Consider the following 21,445-nt stretch of genomic DNA (forward strand, 5'->3'; position numbering starts at 1 on the left):
CGCGAAATTATAGTTAAATTTCGCGCCTGCTGCAACAGCCAAATTGTATGTCGGAAAAGGTTAGCCCTTCTCAACCTGACCGAAGTCGAGTTCTACTGGCGTTGCGCGTCCAAAGATGGAAACAGAAACCGTCAGGCGGCTCTTTTCGTAGTCCACATCTTCAACCACACCGTTAAAGTCGGCAAATGGACCATCGTTGACACGTACCATTTCGCCCGGTTCGAACAGCGTTTTCGGACGCGGCTTGTCGCCCACCTGCTGCAGGCGATTCATAATCGCATCGACTTCTTTGTCGCTAATCGGCGCAGGACGGTCAGAGGTACCGCCAATGAAGCCCATAACGCGCGGAACGCTGCGCACCAGGTGCCAGCTGGCGTCATTCATTACCATCTGTACCAGAACGTAGCCGGGGAAGAATTTGCGCTCGCTCTTGCGGCGTTGACCACCACGGATCTCAACAACTTCTTCTGTAGGAACCATGACGTCGCCAAACAGCTCTTCCATGTTGTGCAGTTTGATGTGCTCACGCAGCGACTGTGCTACGCGGCCTTCAAAACCGGAAAACGCCTGCACGACGTACCAGCGTTTCTTTGGAGCTTCAGACATCTCAGAACCTCAGGCCAGTGATAAACGATACCAGACGGACCAGAATACCATCCAGCCCCCACAAAATCAGTGACATCACGGCAGTAACCGCGGCAACGATTAACGTGGTATGCAGTGTTTCCTGGCGGGTTGGCCAGATAACTTTACGCATTTCGGTTCTTGCTTCACGTGCAAAGGCCACGGTTGCTTTGCCTTTTGTCGTCAAAAGCGCAATGCCGCCTGCTGCCGCAATCAGTACAACCACAGCTAACGCGCGCAAAGGCAGCGTCACATCGCGATAGAGGTAGTTACCTACGATCGCCGCAAGCAGTAATAAGACTACCACTACCCACTTCAGCGCTTCGAGGCCGCGCCCGCTCCCTTGAGCTTCGGTATTCGCACTCATAAACCAACCTGCCACAATAATTCAGAAACTATTCTGCCCCGCATTGCGAGGCATCCAAACCGAATGAGCTTTTGGGGCGTAACTCGGTATCCAGCGCCGCATAACAGAGCCTGTCTCAGCAATGATTATGGTTCAAAATCACTGATGAGTCAGGTTCTATGAAACAGCGTACAAAAAGGGCATCAAATGATGCCCTTTCCACGTGCATTGCGTCAAATATTATCGGTAATTAAGCGATAACTTTGGCAACAACACCCGCGCCAACGGTACGGCCACCTTCGCGGATTGCGAAGCGCAGACCTTCGTCCATTGCGATTGGGTGAATCAGGGTAACAACCATTTTGATGTTGTCGCCTGGCATAACCATTTCAACGCCTTCTGGCAGCTCTACTGAACCGGTCACGTCTGTGGTACGGAAGTAGAACTGTGGACGGTAGCCCTTGAAGAACGGAGTATGGCGGCCACCTTCGTCTTTAGACAGAACGTAAACTTCTGACTCGAACTTGGTGTGTGGCTTGATTGAGCCTGGCTTCGCCAGAACCTGACCACGCTGGATGTCTTCACGCTTGATACCGCGCAGCAGAACACCACAGTTTTCGCCTGCCTGACCCTGGTCCAGCAGTTTGCGGAACATTTCAACACCGGTACAGGTTGATTTCGCGGTATCTTTGATACCAACGATTTCAACTTCGTCGCCGACTTTAACGATACCGCGCTCTACACGACCGGTTACAACAGTACCACGGCCAGAGATTGAGAATACGTCTTCGATTGGCAGCAGGAATGGCATATCGATTGCACGTACTGGATCCGGGATGTAGTTATCCAGGTGACCAGCCAGCTCAACGATCTTCTCTTCCCACTCTGGGTTGCCTTCCAGCGCTTTCAGGGCTGAACCGCGAACGATTGGTGTATCGTCGCCCGGGAAGTCGTACTGTGACAGCAGGTCACGAACTTCCATCTCAACCAGTTCCAGCAGCTCTTCGTCATCAACCATGTCACACTTGTTCAGGAACACGATGATGTAAGGAACGCCTACCTGACGACCCAGCAGGATGTGCTCACGGGTCTGCGGCATTGGGCCGTCAGTCGCAGCAACAACCAGGATCGCGCCGTCCATCTGCGCAGCACCGGTGATCATGTTTTTCACATAGTCGGCGTGGCCTGGGCAGTCAACGTGCGCATAGTGGCGAGACGGGGTTTCATACTCAACGTGTGCCGTGTTGATGGTGATACCACGTGCTTTTTCTTCCGGGGTGCTGTCGATCTGATCGAACGCACGTGCCTGGCCGCCGTTGGTTTTAGCCAGAACGGTGGTGATCGCTGCAGTCAGGGTGGTTTTACCGTGGTCAACGTGACCGATGGTTCCCACGTTTACGTGCAGTTTGTTACGTTGAAATTGCTCTTTAGCCATCGCTTGTCCCTCTAAGACACGGATATATCAAAGATATCGTCACATTAACCAGGCATTGCCTGACTGCAAGGAGTTACAGAGAAAAATCAGGAGGGAGATAAAGGAAGTGGTGCTGATACCCAGAGTCGAACTGGGGACCTCACCCTTACCAAGGGTGCGCTCTACCAACTGAGCCATATCAGCACATCTGGAGCGGGCAGCGGGAATCGAACCCGCATCATCAGCTTGGAAGGCTGAGGTAATAGCCATTATACGATGCCCGCATCCTGGAACTCGGCTACCTGTTCTTTCTGTAGCTTGTGAATAACAGAAGATGTCCTCTGTTATCCTTCGCCCGTCAGCGAAGCTGACTGACTTTGACTGAGCTTACACCCAATCTGAATTCAGGGTGAGAAGAAGCGACTCACCTGCCAGATAAACAGGTTGTTTATCTGTTTCTCAACCCGGGGGTTGAAATGGTGGTGGGAGAAGGATTCGAACCTTCGAAGTCTGTGACGGCAGATTTACAGTCTGCTCCCTTTGGCCGCTCGGGAATCCCACCTACTTGATGGTGCCGGCTACCGGAATCGAACTGGTGACCTACTGATTACAAGTCAGTTGCTCTACCAACTGAGCTAAGCCGGCATCAAGTGACGCGCATTCTAGGAAGGTCGGCAGAAGGATGCAACAAAAAAATCACTGTTTTTGTTCTATCGCTTACTATTTGTGCAAAGCATCGCAATTTACCCCTGATATGCAGAAATAACATCCAATTATTGGTTAAAATTTCTCTTCGCTCTCTTTCCGATAATGTTGCTCCCTCCCCCTGTCTCGCCCGCTTTGTTGTCTTCATCCCTCAGGTTTTCTTAGGCCTCTGCCTGAAAAATGCATTAACTGCTCAGTTTTCAATCACCTCATGCGTACTTTTATCGCGACAGGACCCTACCTAAGGCCGCAGCCTTAAGTGTTATCTCCTAAAAGTTTTCAGGCGACACTGCCCGGCATGAAGATAAGTATCAGTATCAGGCGAAAGGCAGATAAAAACGTCACGGCTGACAGACCACCTGTGGGGCGGTTCGGTGCCTGAGGAGAATAAGGGCTGATAATCTGCATAAGCGTTCGTAGAGCGGCGGTGTGACTCACAGACAGCCTGTCACGCTGTCCACCGCATAGCAGGACGGGTAAGCATGAAACTCAGATGCGATAAAGAACGTCGCTGACAGCCTCTATAAGCATGGCTGACGCACTAGCGTCGCTGACAGATAAGCTATGGCTGTCCTTAATACAGCAGCACGAGACCGAAGACGCCAGGGCAGACAGGGTTCACGCAATAAAGAGCAAGCGCTGACAATCTGCATGTGCCTGTACGACACAGCGCGGCTGTCTTTCGAACAGCAGGCACGGACGTCGTGCTATAGCGCCAGCTGTGCAGCATCAAAAGGGTATATCCGGGCATATCTGATGCCATGCACCCGGCCTGAACCATGCGTCACGATGACAGTGGTGCGAAAGCCACAAACGCCTTTGCACAAAATTGCCTGATGTCTGAATGGCAATAAAAAGCATAACGATTAAAGATTTCAAGTCTCTGTACCGACGATTTATCAAATCTGCGGAGAGGCTTGCGAAAGCATACCGCCGTTTATTTTTTACTTCTTTTAAAAGCTATACTGGTGATACCCTCCAGCCCATTGTTCTCGTTAATAACCCTGTGACCGGCAATTCATTTCTCTACACGGCCCGACTCGTCATCGGCGAAAATGTACAGATCGGTTTGAATCTGCAGTCAAATGTATACTTATGGATAAAACGACATCACTTACGACGCCTTATTTACAGTTCACTCGTGAACAGTGGGCGGCATTACGCGACTCGGTTCCAATGACGCTGTCAGAGGATGAGATCGCGCAATTGAAAGGGATCAATGAAGATCTTTCAATTGAGGAAGTGGCAGAAATCTACCTGCCTCTATCACGTCTGCTTAATTTCTATATAAGTTCAAATGTCCGCCGTCAGGCCGTGCTGGAGCAGTTTCTGGGAACGAACGGGCAAAAAATTCCTTATATCATCAGCATTGCGGGCAGCGTTGCGGTGGGCAAAAGCACCACTGCTCGTGTTTTGCAGGCGCTTCTGAGCCGCTGGCCCGGACACCGTAAGGTTGAGTTAATTACGACAGATGGTTTTCTTCATCCCAACGCCGTGCTGAAAGAGCGCGGCTTAATGAAGAAAAAAGGCTTTCCTCAGTCCTATGATATGCATCGGCTGGTGAAATTTGTTTCCGACCTTAAGTCGGGCGCCAGCCAGGTTACCGCTCCCGTCTACTCCCATTTAATTTACGATGTTATTCCGGATGGCGATAAGGTTGTCCAGCAACCTGATATTCTGATTCTGGAAGGGTTAAATGTGCTGCAGAGCGGCATGGATTATCCTCACGATCCACACCATGTTTTTGTTTCCGACTTTGTGGATTTTTCAATCTATGTGGATGCTGAAGAAGATCTTTTGCAGCGCTGGTATGTGAATCGTTTCCTTAAATTTCGCCAGGGCGCTTTTACCGATCCCAACTCTTATTTTCATCACTATGCTCAGCTACCTGAAGACGAAGCCGTTAATATTGCTGGCTCGTTGTGGCGGGAGATTAACTGGTTGAATCTGAAAGAAAATATTCTTCCTACACGTGAAAGAGCCAGCTTAATTATGACGAAAAGCGGTAACCACGCGGTGGAAAAACTGCGTCTCAGAAAATAACAGGTGGCGATAAAGCCTGCCAAAAAGCAGGCTTTATTTTATTTTTCAAACCGGTCGAAGAGATATTTCTCCCCCTACCCACGATTGAATTTTTCCGTCTTGTTCCAGCTGCAAACCACCCTGATTATCAATGCCACGAGCAATACCGTGCACTTCACGTTCACCAATCAGTAATTTAACCGGGCGATTGATGAAGTTGTCCAGTTCGGCCCAGCGCGTCACAAAGGGCGTTAATCCCTCCTGCTCAAATACGGGTAGTGCTTCACGCAGGCGATTAATCAGTGTTGCTGCCAGTTCATTGCGATTAATCGTCACGCCGGCTTCCTGTAAGTTAATCCAGCCCTGATTAATCTGCGCCGCTTCGGCAGTTCTCATCGCCAGATTAATTCCGGCGCCTATCACGATTTGTGCTGCATCGCCGGTTTTACCGGTTAATTCAACCAGGATCCCCGCTAACTTCCGGTCATGAAGATAAATGTCGTTAGGCCATTTTACCCGTACGTCCTGCGCACCTAACGACCGCAGCGTTTCCGCCATAATGATACCAATCACCAGGCTCAGCCCCATTGCCGCTGCCGGGCCCTGTTCCAGGCGCCAGTACATAGACATATAGAGGTTGGCACCAAAGGGTGAAAACCAGTGACGTCCGCGTCGGCCACGTCCTGCCTGCTGATATTCAGCGAGGCAGACTGATCCTGAAGGCAGAGAATGCATACGTTCGAGTAAATACTGATTAGTTGAATCAATAACCGGTATTACGGCTATATCAGCCTGAGACAGTTGCCCCAAAATCTCTTGTTCATTGAGCAACTGAAGTGGGGCTGGAAAACTGTAGCCTTTACCTGTGACGGTATACACCTCAAGGCCCCAGCTTTTTAACGTTTGAATATGTTTATTAATCGCCGCACGGCTCATACCAAGCGTTTCACCTAGTTGCTCACCCGAGTGAAATTCACCATCGGCCAGGATATCGATTAATTTAAGCGGTACGCTATGATCCTTCATGAGATGACCTCTACAGCGTTACATTCACCCTGAGCCTGAATGAAACGAACTTCTGGCTCCAGCCAGACATTAAATTTTTCACCTACCAGGGTACGTACCTTTTTTGCCAGCGCGACAATGTCGTCGGGTGTGGCATTTTCAGCATTGATCAATACTAATGCCTGCTGCTGATGCACTGCCGCACCGCCAATTCGGCTGCCTTTAAGCTGGCATTGATCGATGAGCCAGCCTGCAGCCAGTTTACTATCACCTGTAGGCTGAGGATAATGTGGCATCGCTGGGTACTCACTCAACAGCACAGCCGCCTGCTGGCCAGTTATCACGGGATTTTTAAAAAAACTGCCTACGTTACCGGTTATTTTCGGATCCGGTAATTTACTCTGTCGCATATGACAGACCGCATGAAAAACATCCCAGGCATTTGCCGTGGCAGGGTTTAGCGTTTTTAAATCACCGTAGGTCAGGACGGGCTGCCAGTGTTTTTTCAATGAAAATCCGACAGCGATAATCGTGTAGCCTGACTGGTACTGATGTTTGAAAATACTGTCGCGATAACCAAACTGGCAATCGTCACGGCTCAAACGCTGTGTGAGACCGGTATGCAGATTTAGTACATCGACGTATTCACATACATCTTTTAACTCAACGCCATAGGCACCGATATTCTGTATGGGTGCTGATCCTACCATTCCAGGAATGAGTGCCAGATTTTCCAGACCCGAAATCCCTTTTTCCAGGGTAGTTTTTACCAGTTGGTGCCAGTTCTCGCCCGCGCCAACGTGCAGTTTCCAGCGCTCAGTCTCATCAAGGATTTCAACCCCTGCAATGCGGTTGATCACCACCACGCCTGCAAAATCTTCAAGGAAGAGCACGTTGCTGCCTTCCCCAAGGACCAGAAAAGGTTGCTGGCTACGCTGGCTCATTTGCCAGGCTGAAAGTATGGCTTCCGGCGATTCGGCGACAATACGTGTTTTTGCGCTGACATCAAGCCCCAGCGTGTTGTCGGCTTTTAATGAGATGTACGAACTGGACATGATACGGCCTTAACGGGTTAATCTGCCGGTAGTTTACCGCATCACAACGGTAATGCGGGGGAATTTGCATGCGATGAAAGGCTTTCAACGATTTTGCGGCTCCTGAAAATCCTGATAGCGACAGAAATAAAGTGGATGGGTGGATACCGGGAGGCTGGCAGGTAACGATTTTCACAGTTTTGTTTCAGATGATGCTCAGAATGACGCAGTGCGGGAGAGGATTAAAGCAGCAAGAGCGGCGTTGCAGACCCGCGGTTGTATCGGGGTCATGATGAGACGGAATATGATGAGGGGTTATCTGGCAGATCGCAGACGTAAAAAAGCCCTGAACGTCAGTTCAGGGCTTCTTCACTTGTTTGATGCCTGGCAGTTCCCTACTCTCGCATGGGGAGACCCCACACTACCATCGGCGCTACGGCGTTTCACTTCTGAGTTCGGCATGGGGTCAGGTGGGACCACCGCGCTACAGCCGCCAGGCAAATTCTTTGTGCTCCGTCCTGCGTCTTTCACGCTGCTGCCGCGCTGGCTTCCCTCGCGCCGCTCAGTCACATACCTCAGTATGCTCCTTCACCCCGTCTCGGTTGCCGCCTTGCACTCAGCGCAAAATCCTTCGGACTCGCGTCCGCAGAACAGAACTATATTCTTTATCCGGTAAACAATGCTGAAAATTCAATCGTCTCTCAACCAAAACGCCTCTGGCGTTGTAAGGTTAAGCCTCACGGGTCATTAGTACCGGTAAGCTCAACGCATCGCTGCGCTTACACACCCGGCCTATCAACGTCGTCGTCTTCAACGTCCCTTCAGGAGCCTTAAAGGCTCAGGGAGAACTCATCTCGGGGCAAGTTTCGTGCTTAGATGCTTTCAGCACTTATCTTTTCCGCACTTAGCTACCGGGCAGTGCCACTGGCGTGACAACCCGGACACCAGCGGTGCGTTCACTCCGGTCCTCTCGTACTAGGAGCAACCCCCCTCAATTCTCCAGCGCCCACGGCAGATAGGGACCGAACTGTCTCACGACGTTCTAAACCCAGCTCGCGTACCACTTTAAACGGCGAACAGCCGTACCCTTGGGACCTACTTCAGCCCCAGGATGTGATGAGCCGACATCGAGGTGCCAAACACCGCCGTCGATATGAACTCTTGGGCGGTATCAGCCTGTTATCCCCGGAGTACCTTTTATCCGTTGAGCGATGGCCCTTCCATTCAGAACCACCGGATCACTATGACCTGCTTTCGCACCTGCTCGAGCCGTCACTCTCGCAGTCAAGCTGGCTTATGCCATTGCACTAACCTCCTGATGTCCGACCAGGATTAGCCAACCTTCGTGCTCCTCCGTTACGCTTTGGGAGGAGACCGCCCCAGTCAAACTACCCACCAGACACTGTCCGCAGCCCGGATTACGGGCCTACGTTAGAACACCAAACATTAAAGGGTGGTATTTCAAGGCCGGCTCCACGCAGACTGGCGTCCACGCTTCAAAGCCTCCCACCTATCCTACACATCAAGGCTCAGTGTTCAGTGTCAAGCTGTAGTAAAGGTTCACGGGGTCTTTCCGTCTTGCCGCGGGTACACTGCATCTTCACAGCGATTTCAATTTCACTGAGTCTCGGGTGGAGACAGCCTGGCCATCATTACGCCATTCGTGCAGGTCGGAACTTACCCGACAAGGAATTTCGCTACCTTAGGACCGTTATAGTTACGGCCGCCGTTTACCGGGGCTTCGATCAAGAGCTTCTCCTTGCGGATAACCCCATCAATTAACCTTCCGGCACCGGGCAGGCGTCACACCGTATACGTCCACTTTCGTGTTTGCACAGTGCTGTGTTTTTAATAAACAGTTGCAGCCAGCTGGTATCTTCGACTGGCTTCGGCTCCGGGAGCAAGTCCCTTCACCTACGCGCCAGCGTGCCTTCTCCCGAAGTTACGGCACCATTTTGCCTAGTTCCTTCACCCGAGTTCTCTCAAGCGCCTTGGTATTCTCTACCTGACCACCTGTGTCGGTTTGGGGTACGATTTTGTGTTACCTGATGCTTAGAGGCTTTTCCTGGAAGCAGGGCATTTATCACTTCAGCACCGTAGTGCCTCGTCGTCACGCCTCAGTGTAAAGTGAACCGGATTTGCCTGGAACACACACCTACACGCTTAAACCGGGACAACCGTCGCCCGGCCGATATAGCCTTCTCCGTCCCCCCTTCGCAGTAACACCAAGTACAGGAATATTAACCTGTTTCCCATCGACTACGCCTTTCGGCCTCGCCTTAGGGGTCGACTCACCCTGCTCCGATTAACGTTGAACAGGAACCCTTGGTCTTCCGGCGACAAGGTTTTTCACCTTGTTTATCGTTACTTATGTCAGCATTCGCACTTCTGATACCTCCAGCATGCCTCACAGCACACCTTCGACGGCTTACAGAACGCTCCCCTACCCAACAACGCATAAGCGTCGCTGCCGCAGCTTCGGTGCATGGTTTAGCCCCGTTACATCTTCCGCGCAGGCCGACTCGACCAGTGAGCTATTACGCTTTCTTTAAATGATGGCTGCTTCTAAGCCAACATCCTGGCTGTCTGGGCCTTCCCACATCGTTTCCCACTTAACCATGACTTTGGGACCTTAGCTGGCGGTCTGGGTTGTTTCCCTCTTCACGACGGACGTTAGCACCCGCCGTGTGTCTCCCGTGATAACATTCTCCGGTATTCGCAGTTTGCATCGGGTTGGTAAGCCGGGATGGCCCCCTAGCCGAAACAGTGCTCTACCCCCGGAGATGAGTTCACGAGGCGCTACCTAAATAGCTTTCGGGGAGAACCAGCTATCTCCCGGTTTGATTGGCCTTTCACCCCCAGCCACAGGTCATCCGCTAATTTTTCAACATTAGTCGGTTCGGTCCTCCAGTTAGTGTTACCCAACCTTCAACCTGCCCATGGCTAGATCACCGGGTTTCGGGTCTATACCCTGCTACTTAACGCCCAGTTAAGACTCGGTTTCCCTGCGGCTCCCCTATGCGGTTAACCTTGCTACAGAATATAAGTCGCTGACCCATTATACAAAAGGTACGCAGTCACCCCATAAAGAGGCTCCCACTGCTTGTACGTACACGGTTTCAGGTTCTGTTTCACTCCCCTCGCCGGGGTTCTTTTCGCCTTTCCCTCACGGTACTGGTTCACTATCGGTCAGTCAGAGTATTTAGCCTTGGAGGATGGTCCCCCCATATTCAGACAGGATACCACGTGTCCCGCCTTACTCATCGAACTCACAGCCTGTGCACCTTTGTGTACGGGAGTATCACCCTGTACCCTGCGACTTTCCAGACGCTTCCACTGATGCACAAGCTGATGATGGTTCTGGGCTCCTCCCCGTTCGCTCGCCGCTACTGGGGGAATCTCGGTTGATTTCTTTTCCTCGGGGTACTTAGATGTTTCAGTTCCCCCGGTTCGCCTCATACAGCTATGTATTCACTGCATGATAGTGTGTCGAAACACACTGGGTTTCCCCATTCGGGTATCGCCGGTTGTAGCGGTTCATATCACCTTACCGGCGCTTATCGCAGATTAGCACGCCCTTCATCGCCTCTGACTGCCAGGGCATCCACCGTGTACGCTTAGTCGCTTAACCTCACAACCCACAGGCGTTTTACGCTGCGTGTCGTGAGCTTTTGAGAGACTCGAACGCGTTGTGCTGTGTTCCTTATTACGGAGGAACACGACAATGCGTCGTTTCAAATTTTCAGCTTGTTCCGGATTGTTAAAGAGCAAATATCTCAAACGTGACCCTGAGGCCAGTTTTGAGATACTTCGTGGAGACACCTTTCACCTGTCACCAAGCAAGTGGCGTCCCCTAGGGGATTCGAACCCCTGTTGCCGCCGTGAAAGGGCGGAGTCCTAACCGCTAGACGAAGGGGACACTGACGTGTCTCGACTTCGCAGCCGTCTTGCTTCTTTATCTTTCTATCAGACAATCTGTGTGAGCACTTCGCGGGAAGGTATCTTCAGGTAAGGAGGTGATCCAACCGCAGGTTCCCCTACGGTTACCTTGTTACGACTTCACCCCAGTCATGAATCACAAAGTGGTAAGCGCCCTCCCGAAGGTTAAGCTACCTACTTCTTTTGCAACCCACTCCCATGGTGTGACGGGCGGTGTGTACAAGGCCCGGGAACGTATTCACCGTGGCATTCTGATCCACGATTACTAGCGATTCCGACTTCACGGAGTCGAGTTGCAGACTCCGATCCGGACTACGACGCACTTTATGAGGTCCGCTTGCTCTCGCGAGGTCGCTTCTCTTTGTATGCGCCATTGTAGCACGTGTGTAGCCCTACTCGTAAGGGCCATGATGACTTGACGTCATCCCCACCTTCCTCCGGTTTATCACCGGCAGTCTCCTTTGAGTTCCCGACCGAATCGCTGGCAACAAAGGATAAGGGTTGCGCTCGTTGCGGGACTTAACCCAACATTTCACAACACGAGCTGACGACAGCCATGCAGCACCTGTCTCACGGTTCCCGAAGGCACTAAGGCATCTCTGCCAAATTCCGTGGATGTCAAGAGTAGGTAAGGTTCTTCGCGTTGCATCGAATTAAACCACATGCTCCACCGCTTGTGCGGGCCCCCGTCAATTCATTTGAGTTTTAACCTTGCGGCCGTACTCCCCAGGCGGTCGACTTAACGCGTTAGCTCCGGAAGCCACTCCTCAAGGGAACAACCTCCAAGTCGACATCGTTTACGGCGTGGACTACCAGGGTATCTAATCCTGTTTGCTCCCCACGCTTTCGCACCTGAGCGTCAGTCTTCGTCCAGGGGGCCGCCTTCGCCACCGGTATTCCTCCAGATCTCTACGCATTTCACCGCTACACCTGGAATTCTACCCCCCTCTACGAGACTCAAGCCTGCCAGTTTCAAATGCAGTTCCCAGGTTAAGCCCGGGGATTTCACATCTGACTTAACAGACCGCCTGCGTGCGCTTTACGCCCAGTAATTCCGATTAACGCTTGCACCCTCCGTATTACCGCGGCTGCTGGCACGGAGTTAGCCGGTGCTTCTTCTGCGGGTAACGTCAATCGACAAGGTTATTAACCTTATCGCCTTCCTCCCCGCTGAAAGTACTTTACAACCCGAAGGCCTTCTTCATACACGCGGCATGGCTGCATCAGGCTTGCGCCCATTGTGCAATATTCCCCACTGCTGCCTCCCGTAGGAGTCTGGACCGTGTCTCAGTTCCAGTGTGGCTGGTCATCCTCTCAGACCAGCTAGGGATCGTCGCCTAGGTGGGCCGTTACCCCGCCTACTAGCTAATCCCATCTGGGTTCATCCGATAGTGAGAGGCCCGAAGGTCCCCCTCTTTGGTCTTGCGACGTTATGCGGTATTAGCCACCGTTTCCAGTGGTTATCCCCCTCTATCGGGCAGATCCCCAGACATTACTCACCCGTCCGCCACTCGTCACCCGAGAGCAAGCTCTCTGTGCTACCGTCCGACTTGCATGTGTTAGGCCTGCCGCCAGCGTTCAATCTGAGCCATGATCAAACTCTTCAATTTAAAGTTTGATTTGCTTAAACAAGTTAAGCGGTGCTCATCTGTAAAACGTCATAATGAATTTCATTATGTGTTCACTCGTGAGGCTTTGATATTTTTTACGTCCGGAGACGCTGATATCAATCCTGCGAGTGCCCACACAGATTGTCTGATAAATTGTTAAAGAGCAGTGCGAACAGCGGGTTAACCGTCTGTCGCGAGGTGGCGTATATTACGCTTTCCTCCTTCAGAGTCAACCTCTTTTTCAGAAGTTTTTCTCCGGCGGTTCAGTTGCCTGAACCTCTCAACACCGCATTCCGTAAGCCGTTGTGCCGTGTCGATGGAGGCGCATTATAGGGAGTTCGCGCGGCCTGACAAGGGTTAATTGCAAAAAGATTACTGTTCGTCTCAAATTTCGCCAAATCGCGTTATTTCAGTACGATTTGCCTGGTAACTGTGCAAAATCCCTGGCAAAACGCTGCACCTGTTGCCAGTCCGTGTATTCCACTTCTTTAGATGCATCCGTTTCACCGCCAGTCATCCGCATAATGAATTGAATCATGACCCGGTCAAACCAACGATAGCGCGGATAATAGAGTGCGCCAGCAAAGACGGCGCAGCAATCAGGCTGCCAGGGCGACTGTGCTAAAAACTTGACGGTATAGGCATTCGTTTCCGGCGAGCGCTTCTCAGGCTTGCGCGCCGTCAGGTTAACGGAGAAAAAGCCGCTTACGCGCTGCTGCAGTGCAGACAGGTTGTGCTTAACAAATTCGTTTACGACAGGCTGGAAATGACCATAGCGGATTGAAGCACCAATCAACACCCGATCGTACTGCTGCCAGTCGAGTGTCTTTGCATCCTGGATATTGATGACATCGCAAGATTGCTGGCCCTTAATCTCATCAGCAATAGCCGAGGCTATTTTTTGCGTCTGACCATCGCGGGTGGAAAAGAGAATTAACGCTTTCATTATGTTCATCCTTATTCGTTATTCCCGCCAGAAGGTCGGCGTGAACAACACCAGCAACGTGAAAACCTCAAGGCGACCAAACAGCATAGTAGAAATCAAAATCCACTTAGCTACATCGTTCATTGAGGTGAAGTTATCGGCAACTACGCCCAGGCCCGGGCCAAGATTGTTTAGCGTTGCCGCAACCGCAGCAAACGCTGAGAAATCATCAACGCCGGTGGCAATAATGGCCAGCATGCTGATCAGGAACACCAACGCGTATGCCGAAAAGAATCCCCATACGGCTTCGAGGATACGTTCCGGCAGCGCACGATTGCCCAGTTTGATGGTGTAAACCGCATTGGGATGGACAAGCCGCTTAAGCTCACGGTTACCCTGTTTGCACAGCAGCAGAATACGAATCACTTTTAAACCGCCGCCGGTAGAACCCGCACAGCCGCCAATAAATGCAGAACACAACAGCAACACCGGTAGAAACAGCGGCCAGCGCGCAATACTGTCCGTGGTGAATCCCGCAGTGGTTGCCATGGATACCACCTGGAAAAAGGCCTGGTTCAGCGTTTGCCAGCCACTGTCATACACATTGTGGAGCCACAAGACGATGGTGCAAATCAGCACCAGCGTCAGCTGCACCCCGATAAACATCCGGAACTCGGGATCGCGCCAGTAGGCTCGCAGATTGCGGTTACTCAGTAATGAGAAGTGTAGGCCGTAGTTACAACCGGAGATCAGCAGGAACACCGCCACGATGGTGTTGATCGTTCCACTCTGGAAATAGCCGATACTGGCATCATGCGTTGAAAAACCGCCAATGGCGATAGTGGAAAAACTGTGGCCGATTGCATCAAAGGCAGGCATCCCGGCAAACCACAGGGCCAGCGCGCAGGCAATCGTCAGTAACACATAGATGAGCCAGAGCGTCTTGGCCGTTTCCGCAATGCGCGGGCGCATTTTGTTGTCTTTCAATGGGCCAGGCATTTCAGCACGATACAACTGCATGCCACCGACGCCCAGAATCGGCAGGATAGCCACGGCCAGCACAATGATCCCCATGCCGCCAAGCCACTGCAGCATCTGGCGATAGAACAAAATGGCTTTAGGCAAGGAGTCCAGCCCCACCAGCGTGGTCGCGCCCGTGGTAGTTAATCCGGAAAAGGATTCAAAAAAGGCATCCGTAACGGACAGGTGCGGCTGTTCAGCAAAGATAAAGGGCATGGCACCGACGCTGCCCAGCACGGTCCAGAACAATACGACTATCAGAAACCCTTCGCGCGGCTTGAGTTCCGTTTTCTTCTTGCGGTTTGGCCACCACAATAACGAACCAATCACCAGGGCCATCATAAACGTCTGGCTGAAGGCGCGGCCCGCGCCATCCCGATAAATCAGCGCAACGAGGCCGGGTAAAATCATCGTTACCGAGAAGAGGATCACCAGCAGACCGACAATGCGGGTAATGGCGCGAAAGTGCATTAAGCCGTTCCTTTAATTAAAGAGAAGAACATCATGGTGTAAGCGGAAGAAGCGTTAACGCACCCCGGCTGAAGTCTGACAGGTTTTGCTTAAATCCATCAATATGTCCATAAGGCAATGCCAGCGTCATAGTGATACGGTCAAGATACTGACTTTCAGAAATGCTCCCTTCAAAGCGCTGCACCAGGCGCTCAATATCGCTCAACTGGGCGTAATCGCACTGTAACGTGAACAGTTTTACCGGAACTTTTCGCTGGCGCTCAAGCTGTTTCAACCCTTGTTGGACACCGCCGCCATAAGCCTTAACCAGGCCCCCCGTCCCCAACATAATGCCGCCGTAGTAGCGCACTACGACGGCGGTGATTTCTCCCATGCCAGCGCCCATTAACTGTGCCAGCATGGGTTTGCCTGCCGTCCCGGAAGGCTCACCGTCATCGGAAAAGCCCAACTGCTGTGAGTCGTTGGGCGCACCCGCTACCCAAGCCCAGCAATGATGACGGGCAGTGGGATGATCCTGCTTTACCTGCTGGACAAAAGCCCGCGCCGCGTCCACGCCACAGGTGTGAGCCAGCAGCGTAATAAACCGGCTTTTTTTGATCGTCTCCTCGCTGACGCTTAGCGCCTGCGCAGGAATATCAAACGCCTCCATCAGGCAAGATGCAGGTCGCGCGTCATGTTTTCGACGCGGTTCGCATGGATAATCACGTTGTCCTCAATGCGGATACCGCCATAAGGCTTAAGCGCATCCAGTGCCTGCCAGTTAAAATGCGCGCTGAATTTGCCTTCTCGCAGCGGGGCCAGCAGTGAATCAATAATATAGAAGCCTGGCTCAATGGTTAACACCATCCCAGGCTGGATAACCCGGGTGCAGCGCAGATAAGGATATTGCTCTGGCGCGGCCAGGTGCGTACCGGTTTCATCCTGCATAAAGCCCGCGACATCGTGGACCTGCAAGCCCAGCGGATGGCCTAAACCGTGTGGCATAAAGGGGCCGGTCAAATCCTCGGCTACCAGCGCCTCTTCGCTTATCCCGTGGACCAAATCAAACTTCGTCAGCAATTTCGCAATACGTTGATGCATTTGCAGATGATAATCGGTGTAGCGCACGCCCGCTTTCAGCGTAGCAATCAACGCCAGCTCTTCCGTATTCATCGCCTCAACCATTTTGGCATACAGCGTGCCGCTTTGTGCGGCATAACTGCGCGTCAGATCGGCGGCATAGCCTTGATATTCCGCTCCGGCATCAATCAAAAAACTGTAACGCTTAGCCGGTGGCTGATGGTCCAGTTTGGTGTAGTGCAACACGGCGGCATGCTCATTCAGGGCGATAATATTGCCATAGGGCACATCGGTATCGCGATGTCCGGTTGCCGTCAGGTAAGCCTGATTGATATCAAATTCACTCAGGCCGGCAGAAAAGGCCTCTTTCGCCGCACGATGCCCGGCCACGGCAATTTTTTGCGCCTGACGCATACAGCTGAGCTCGTAATCGGTTTTTATGCTGCGATGGTAATGCAGGAAATCGATCACGCCTTTTGGATTAATATTTCCCGCCTTAATCCCTAATTGCGCCGCACGTTCGATCACCGGGCCAATGTAGGCGACGTTTTCACGCTGGGCTGGCAGAAGATCGCCGATGGCATTCGCGTTTGCCAGGCCGATAATCTCAACGTCATCGGTCCAGAAACTGTGCGGAAGTGGTTCAACGTTATGCCAGTAGTCCACCGGAGAGTAAAACCACAACTTCGGTTTGTTCACACCGTCAATCCACAACCAACAGTTTGGCACCTGGGTTACGGGCACCCAGGCCTTAAATTGCGGGTTAACCTTAAACGGATAAGTATGATCGTCCAGAAACACGGTGAGCAACTCGCCGGAATGGATCAGCATGGCATCCAGTTTATGACGTGCCAATACCTGCTGAGCACGTTGTTGCAAGGTCGTAATATGCGCGTGATACAAGCTTTTTAATGAATCCATTGCCGCCTCTCCAGTGTCCGGAAAAGCCGCAGTTTATCACAGCCAAAATACGGATGCCGGGTTCAGGGCGGCTGTGATCTTGTTAGCAAATAAACAAAGAGCTGTTTGCAAAAAATTAACATCGCTCCCAAACTCACGATCATCTGGTATGACCAGATCACCTTTCGCGGTTTCAGGAGACGTACATGCTCTACCAAGGCGCTAACCTCACTCTTAATCAGTTGGACGACGGCATTGTCGAGCTGGTGTTTGATGCCCCCGGCTCGGTTAATAAGCTGGATACACAAACTGTTGCCAGCCTCGGCGAAGCGATTGCTGTGCTGGAGCAACACGCCGATCTGCGCGGCGTGCTTCTGAGCTCAGCTAAACCCGCCTTTATCGTTGGGGCTGACATCACCGAATTCCTTGCGCTTTTTGACGCGCCAACGGAAAAGCTGAGCCAGTGGCTGACGTTCGCAAACAGCATTTTTAATCGTCTGGAAGATTTACCCGTTCCCACCATCGCCGCGATCGATGGCTACGCGCTGGGCGGTGGCTGTGAATGTGTTCTGGCGACGGACTTGCGGGTTGCCACGCCGACCGCCCGCCTGGGCTTACCTGAAACCAAGCTGGGCATCATGCCGGGTTTTGGCGGCAGCGTTCGCCTGCCCCGCCTGTTGGGTGCTGACAGCGCGCTGGAAATCATTGCGGCAGGTAAAGATATTGATGGTATGGCTGCGCTCAGACTGGGTCTGGTCGATGCAGTTGTCAGCCCTGATAAACTGCGTGATGCGGCGCTGACGATGCTTAAAGCGGCAGCCAGTGATGGCAGTTGGCGGGCACGTCGCGCCCCTAAATTAGCCCCGTTAAAACTCAGCCCTGTTGAGGCCGCAATGAGCTTTACAATCGCTAAAGGCATGGTCATGCAAACGGCCGGGAAACATTATCCTGCACCGCTCACCGCCGTGAAGACGATCGAGGCCGCAGCCGCATTAGGCCGTGACGATGCGTTAAAACTGGAAACGGCGGCGTTTGTTCCGTTGGCGCAATCGGATGTGGCTCGCGCGCTCGTCGGAATTTTCCTCAACGATCAGTACATTAAAGGGCTGGCAAAAAAACGCAGCAGCGAAAATGGTGCGCCGAAGCAGGCTGCCGTGCTGGGCGCCGGGATTATGGGTGGCGGCATCAGCTATCAGTCGGCGTGGAAAGGTGTGCCGGTCAAGATGAAGGATATTCATCCGCAGGCGCTGACCCTGGGCATGAACGAAGCCAGTAAGCTTCTGAACAAGCAGCTGGAGCGAGGTAAGATAGACGGGAATAAGCTGGCTGCCGTCATTGCCACCATTCAACCCACGCTGGATTATGCCGGATTTGATCAGGCCGATGTCGTGGTCGAAGCCGTGGTGGAAAATCCACAGATCAAAGCCAGTGTGCTGGCTGAAACAGAAAAACATATGCGCAGTGATGCCATCCTGGCCTCGAATACCTCTACGATCCCCATCAGCCAGCTGGCGCAGGCACTGCAGCGTCCCGAAAACTTTTGCGGTATGCACTTCTTTAATCCGGTTCCCCGTATGCCGCTGGTAGAAGTGGTTCGCGGAGAGAAAACCAGTGAAGCGACGTTGGGTAAAGTCGTGGCATGGGCCAGCAAGATGGGCAAAACCCCTGTCGTGGTGAATGACTGCCCGGGCTTCTTCGTAAACCGTGTTCTGTTCCCTTACTTTGCCGCGTTCGGCATGTTGTTGCGCGATGGTGCGGATTTCCGCCAAATCGATAAAGTGATGGAAAAACAGTTTGGCTGGCCGATGGGCCCTTCCTGGCTGCTGGATGTCGTGGGGATTGATACCGCACATCATGCGCAAAGCGTGATGGCGGATGGTTTCCCACAGCGTATGAAAAAGGACTATCGCGATGCTATCGATATTCTGTTTGAAGCAAAACGCTTTGGTCAGAAAAACGGTAAAGGCTTCTGGCGTTGGGAAGAAGACAAAAAAGGGAAACCTAAAAAAGTCTCTGATCCCGAGGTCGATGCGCTGCTTGAACCTGCCTGCCAGCCTAAGCGGATCTTCAGTGATGAAGAAATCCTGAACCGCATGATGCTGCCAATGCTTAATGAAGTTGTCCGCTGTCTGGAAGAGAAGATTATTGCTTCACCTGCCGAGGCAGACATGGCGCTGGTGTACGGCCTGGGATTCCCGCCATTCCGTGGCGGGGCCTTCCGTTATCTCGACACGCTGGGGAACAGTAATGTCGTGGATCAGGCGAAACGCTATACGGCACTGGGCGGCCTGTATGAGCTGCCTGCCCTGCTGTCAGAAAAAGCGCGCCAACATGAAAGCTGGTATCCCGCCGTCAAACCGATTGATGAAGCCGCGTTCAGAAGCGCCTGAGGTGATAAAAAATGGAAAATGTAGTCATTATTGACGCAGTGCGCACGCCAATGGGCCGCTCGAAAGGCGGTGCTTTTCGTCACGTACGTGCAGAAGACCTGTCAGCGCACGTTATGCGTGAACTGTTAAGTCGGCATCCGGCAGTCAATGCTGCCACCCTGGATGACATCGTCTGGGGCTGCGTACAGCAAACGCTGGAGCAAGGCTTTAATATTGCCCGCAACGCCGCGCTGCTGGCCGAAATCCCGCATGTCGTACCCGCCACAACGGTCAACCGTCTGTGTGGATCCTCAATGCAGGCCCTACACGATGCCGCACGCGCCATTATGGTGGGAGATGCACATGCCTGTTTGATCGGTGGTGTGGAGCACATGGGACATGTCCCCATGAACCATGGCGTTGATTTTCATCCCGGCTTAGGGCGTACCGTTGCGAAAGCGGCAGGAATGATGGGATTAACCGCAGAGATGCTGGCGCGCATGCACCACATCAGCCGCGAGCAGCAGGATGCATTCGCTTTGCGCTCCCATCAGCGCGCCTGGCAGGCGACACAGCGCGGCGATTTCGCAAATGAAATTGTTGCGATACACGGCCACGACGCCGACGGCGTGCTGAAACGCTATGACTTTGATGAAGTGATCCGTGAAGATACCAGCCTGGAAGGCCTTGCGGCACTGCGACCTGCATTTGATCCCGTGACCGGGACGGTGACCGCAGGCACATCCTCAGCCCTGTCAGATGGGGCAGCCGCCATGCTGATTATGAGTGAAAGCCGCGCACGGGAGCTGGGGCTGAAACCCCGCGCCCGTATTAAAAGTATGGCGGTGGTGGGCTGCGATCCCTCAATCATGGGCTACGGTCCGGTGCCCGCCAGCAAGCTGGCGCTGAAGCGCGCTGGGCTGCGCGTTGACGACATTGACATCTTCGAGCTTAACGAAGCCTTTGCAGCGCAGGTTCTGCCCTGCATTAAGGATTTGGGCCTGTCAGACAAACTGGATGACAAGGTGAACTTAAATGGCGGCGCCATCGCATTGGGTCATCCGCTGGGCTGCTCAGGCGCACGAATCAGTACGACGTTGCTGAATATTATGGAACGCCGCGATGCACAGTTTGGTCTGGCGTCAATGTGTATTGGCCTGGGTCAGGGCATCGCCACCGTTATCGAACGCGTTTGATACGTTGGGACATTATTGTGGGATTTACCCGCCTGTCAGGGGCGGGTTTTTTCTTGCTGAATGAAATCAGATAAAGGCAAAGGCATCGCCATACATCTGTGATTCCACTGCGCCACGCTCAGAACAGAAGCGATCGCGCGCAATTTTTGCCATTTCAAAGCGCCCGGCGATATAAATCTCATGCTCACTCAGCGTAGTAAAGTCCTGCATGACGGCCGTTAATACGGTGCCAGAACGACCCTGCCAGCCTGCTTCAGGCTGTTCTACTACCGGAATCACTTTGAGATTAGGATGCTTAATGGCCAGCGCGTCCAGTTCATCCATATCGTACAGGTGTTTCAGCTCACGGCCGCCCCAGTAAATCGCAATGTCGCGATCAGGCTGTTGGGCAAGCGCCGTCAGTAAGATGGAGCGCGCATAGGAAAAGCCCGTGCCGCCCGCAATCAGGATTAACGGTTTATCACTCTCTTCGCGCAACCATGCGTCGCCGTGGGGAATATCAACAACGATTTGCCCGTCTTGCTGGATGCGATCCATCACGGCCATCGCATACAGGTTAAGCTCCGACGCGCCGATATGCAGCTCAATGATTTCGGTTTCCATTGGCGTAGAGGCTACAGAAAACGGACGCTTATCGCGCTCATCCATCACTACCATAAGATACTGTCCTGCACGAAAGCTAAATTCCGCTTCCGGAATCAGGCGAACGCGATACACCGTGTCGGTAATCGCTTCAACTGAAGTTACTTTACAGCTTAACGTTGTCATGCGTTCCCTCTGTCGGGTCGTCTTTATGGTTATTGCGC

Annotated in this window: 13 protein-coding genes, 5 tRNA genes and 3 rRNA genes; 3 read left to right on the forward strand and 18 right to left on the reverse strand. The window is 52.6% G+C overall.

Translation table 11 applies throughout. The features are described from left to right. Window positions 1-60: 60 nt before the first annotated feature. The 7 genes from nusG to P9J57_RS19720 all read right to left on the reverse strand — a co-directional run bounded on the left by nusG (window position 61) and on the right by P9J57_RS19720 (window position 3,029). Complete coding sequence (gene nusG / locus P9J57_RS19690; protein ID WP_003848088.1) at window positions 61-606, reverse strand: transcription termination/antitermination protein NusG; 546 nt, start codon at window positions 604-606, stop codon at window positions 61-63. A 1-nt stretch (window position 607) separates the two neighbouring features. Continuing rightward, the gene (secE, locus tag P9J57_RS19695; protein WP_014606967.1) at window positions 608-991 is read right to left on the reverse strand and encodes a preprotein translocase subunit SecE; all 384 of its coding nucleotides are present in this window, start codon (window positions 989-991) and stop codon (window positions 608-610) included. 229 nt (window positions 992-1,220) lie between these two features. Then, a complete protein-coding gene (gene tuf / locus P9J57_RS19700; RefSeq protein WP_013027471.1) occupies window positions 1,221-2,405 on the reverse strand; it encodes an elongation factor Tu in 1,185 nt (394 codons plus the stop codon). A 107-nt stretch (window positions 2,406-2,512) separates the two neighbouring features. Continuing rightward, a tRNA-Thr gene (locus tag P9J57_RS19705) sits at window positions 2,513-2,588 on the reverse strand. A gap of 5 nt (window positions 2,589-2,593) precedes the next feature. Further along, window positions 2,594-2,668 (reverse strand) — tRNA-Gly (locus tag P9J57_RS19710). A gap of 193 nt (window positions 2,669-2,861) precedes the next feature. Next, a tRNA-Tyr gene (locus P9J57_RS19715) sits at window positions 2,862-2,946 on the reverse strand. Window positions 2,947-2,953: 7 nt separating this feature from the next. Further along, window positions 2,954-3,029 (reverse strand) — tRNA-Thr (locus tag P9J57_RS19720). 1,155 nt (window positions 3,030-4,184) lie between these two features. Between P9J57_RS19720 and coaA the strand changes: the two genes are divergently transcribed. Further along, on the forward strand, window positions 4,185-5,132 hold the full coding sequence (gene coaA / locus P9J57_RS19725) for a type I pantothenate kinase (protein WP_013024113.1): 948 nt from the start codon (window positions 4,185-4,187) through the stop codon (window positions 5,130-5,132). Window positions 5,133-5,177: 45 nt separating this feature from the next. Here coaA and birA read toward each other — a convergent pair whose 3' ends face one another. The 10 genes from birA to pepQ all read right to left on the reverse strand — a co-directional run bounded on the left by birA (window position 5,178) and on the right by pepQ (window position 17,095). Further along, on the reverse strand, window positions 5,178-6,137 hold the full coding sequence (birA, locus tag P9J57_RS19730; RefSeq protein ID WP_029570852.1) for a bifunctional biotin--[acetyl-CoA-carboxylase] ligase/biotin operon repressor BirA: 960 nt from the start codon (window positions 6,135-6,137) through the stop codon (window positions 5,178-5,180). After that, complete coding sequence (gene murB / locus P9J57_RS19735; protein ID WP_105077910.1) at window positions 6,134-7,171, reverse strand: UDP-N-acetylmuramate dehydrogenase; 1,038 nt, start codon at window positions 7,169-7,171, stop codon at window positions 6,134-6,136. Before murB ends, birA begins: the two co-directional genes overlap by 4 nt. Window positions 7,172-7,532: 361 nt before the next feature. Further along, window positions 7,533-7,648, reverse strand: a 5S ribosomal RNA gene (rrf, locus tag P9J57_RS19740). 228 nt (window positions 7,649-7,876) lie between these two features. Continuing rightward, a 23S ribosomal RNA gene (locus P9J57_RS19745) occupies window positions 7,877-10,781 on the reverse strand. Window positions 10,782-10,994: 213 nt separating this feature from the next. After that, window positions 10,995-11,069 (reverse strand) — tRNA-Glu (locus P9J57_RS19750). Window positions 11,070-11,159: 90 nt separating this feature from the next. Then, window positions 11,160-12,699, reverse strand: a 16S ribosomal RNA gene (locus tag P9J57_RS19755). Together the 16S, 23S and 5S rRNA genes with 1 tRNA gene alongside form the textbook arrangement of a ribosomal RNA operon. 409 nt (window positions 12,700-13,108) lie before the next feature. Continuing rightward, window positions 13,109-13,645, reverse strand: a complete 537-nt coding sequence (gene hemG / locus P9J57_RS19760) for a menaquinone-dependent protoporphyrinogen IX dehydrogenase (protein ID WP_072136278.1) — start codon at window positions 13,643-13,645, stop codon at window positions 13,109-13,111. A gap of 18 nt (window positions 13,646-13,663) precedes the next feature. Continuing rightward, window positions 13,664-15,115 (reverse strand): Trk system potassium transporter TrkH, encoded by a 1,452-nt coding sequence (gene trkH / locus P9J57_RS19765; RefSeq protein ID WP_013024109.1) that lies wholly within the window; start codon window positions 15,113-15,115, stop codon window positions 13,664-13,666. Window positions 15,116-15,146: 31 nt separating this feature from the next. Beyond that, the gene (locus tag P9J57_RS19770; RefSeq protein WP_128392443.1) at window positions 15,147-15,764 is read right to left on the reverse strand and encodes an IMPACT family protein; all 618 of its coding nucleotides are present in this window, start codon (window positions 15,762-15,764) and stop codon (window positions 15,147-15,149) included. Next, window positions 15,764-17,095, reverse strand: a complete 1,332-nt coding sequence (gene pepQ / locus P9J57_RS19775; protein ID WP_013024107.1) for a Xaa-Pro dipeptidase — start codon at window positions 17,093-17,095, stop codon at window positions 15,764-15,766. The genes P9J57_RS19770 and pepQ overlap by 1 nt, the downstream gene beginning before the upstream one ends. 185 nt (window positions 17,096-17,280) lie before the next feature. Here pepQ and fadB point away from each other — a divergent pair, with 185 nt between their 5' ends. Both fadB and fadA read left to right on the forward strand, forming a co-directional pair. Then, on the forward strand, window positions 17,281-19,464 hold the full coding sequence (gene fadB / locus P9J57_RS19780; RefSeq protein WP_014606972.1) for a fatty acid oxidation complex subunit alpha FadB: 2,184 nt from the start codon (window positions 17,281-17,283) through the stop codon (window positions 19,462-19,464). Window positions 19,465-19,475: 11 nt separating this feature from the next. Beyond that, window positions 19,476-20,639: an acetyl-CoA C-acyltransferase FadA gene (gene fadA, locus P9J57_RS19785; protein WP_042677931.1), complete on the forward strand. Its 1,164-nt coding sequence runs from the start codon at window positions 19,476-19,478 to the stop codon at window positions 20,637-20,639. Between the two features lie 66 nt (window positions 20,640-20,705). Here fadA and fre read toward each other — a convergent pair whose 3' ends face one another. Then, window positions 20,706-21,407 carry an NAD(P)H-flavin reductase gene (gene fre, locus P9J57_RS19790; protein WP_014595029.1) on the reverse strand — a complete coding sequence of 234 codons (702 nt, stop codon included), beginning with the start codon at window positions 21,405-21,407 and terminating at the stop codon, window positions 20,706-20,708. Window positions 21,408-21,445 lie beyond the last annotated feature (38 nt).

It is taken from the genome of Pantoea sp. nfd-35 (assembly GCF_056892255.1).

Excerpts from the sequence above, each read along its gene's own strand:
- nusG (WP_003848088.1), bottom strand. The coding sequence starts at position 606 with ATGTCTGAAGCTCCAAAGAAACGCTGGTACGTCGTGCAGGCGTTTTCC.
- secE (WP_014606967.1), bottom strand. The coding sequence starts at position 991 with ATGAGTGCGAATACCGAAGCTCAAGGGAGCGGGCGCGGCCTCGAAGCG.
- tuf (WP_013027471.1), bottom strand. The coding sequence starts at position 2,405 with ATGGCTAAAGAGCAATTTCAACGTAACAAACTGCACGTAAACGTGGGA.
- coaA (WP_013024113.1), top strand. The coding sequence starts at position 4,185 with ATGGATAAAACGACATCACTTACGACGCCTTATTTACAGTTCACTCGT.
- birA (WP_029570852.1), bottom strand. The coding sequence starts at position 6,137 with ATGAAGGATCATAGCGTACCGCTTAAATTAATCGATATCCTGGCCGAT.
- murB (WP_105077910.1), bottom strand. The coding sequence starts at position 7,171 with ATGTCCAGTTCGTACATCTCATTAAAAGCCGACAACACGCTGGGGCTT.
- hemG (WP_072136278.1), bottom strand. The coding sequence starts at position 13,645 with ATGAAAGCGTTAATTCTCTTTTCCACCCGCGATGGTCAGACGCAAAAA.
- trkH (WP_013024109.1), bottom strand. The coding sequence starts at position 15,115 with ATGCACTTTCGCGCCATTACCCGCATTGTCGGTCTGCTGGTGATCCTC.
- P9J57_RS19770 (WP_128392443.1), bottom strand. The coding sequence starts at position 15,764 with ATGGAGGCGTTTGATATTCCTGCGCAGGCGCTAAGCGTCAGCGAGGAG.
- pepQ (WP_013024107.1), bottom strand. The coding sequence starts at position 17,095 with ATGGATTCATTAAAAAGCTTGTATCACGCGCATATTACGACCTTGCAA.
- fadB (WP_014606972.1), top strand. The coding sequence starts at position 17,281 with ATGCTCTACCAAGGCGCTAACCTCACTCTTAATCAGTTGGACGACGGC.
- fadA (WP_042677931.1), top strand. The coding sequence starts at position 19,476 with ATGGAAAATGTAGTCATTATTGACGCAGTGCGCACGCCAATGGGCCGC.
- fre (WP_014595029.1), bottom strand. The coding sequence starts at position 21,407 with ATGACAACGTTAAGCTGTAAAGTAACTTCAGTTGAAGCGATTACCGAC.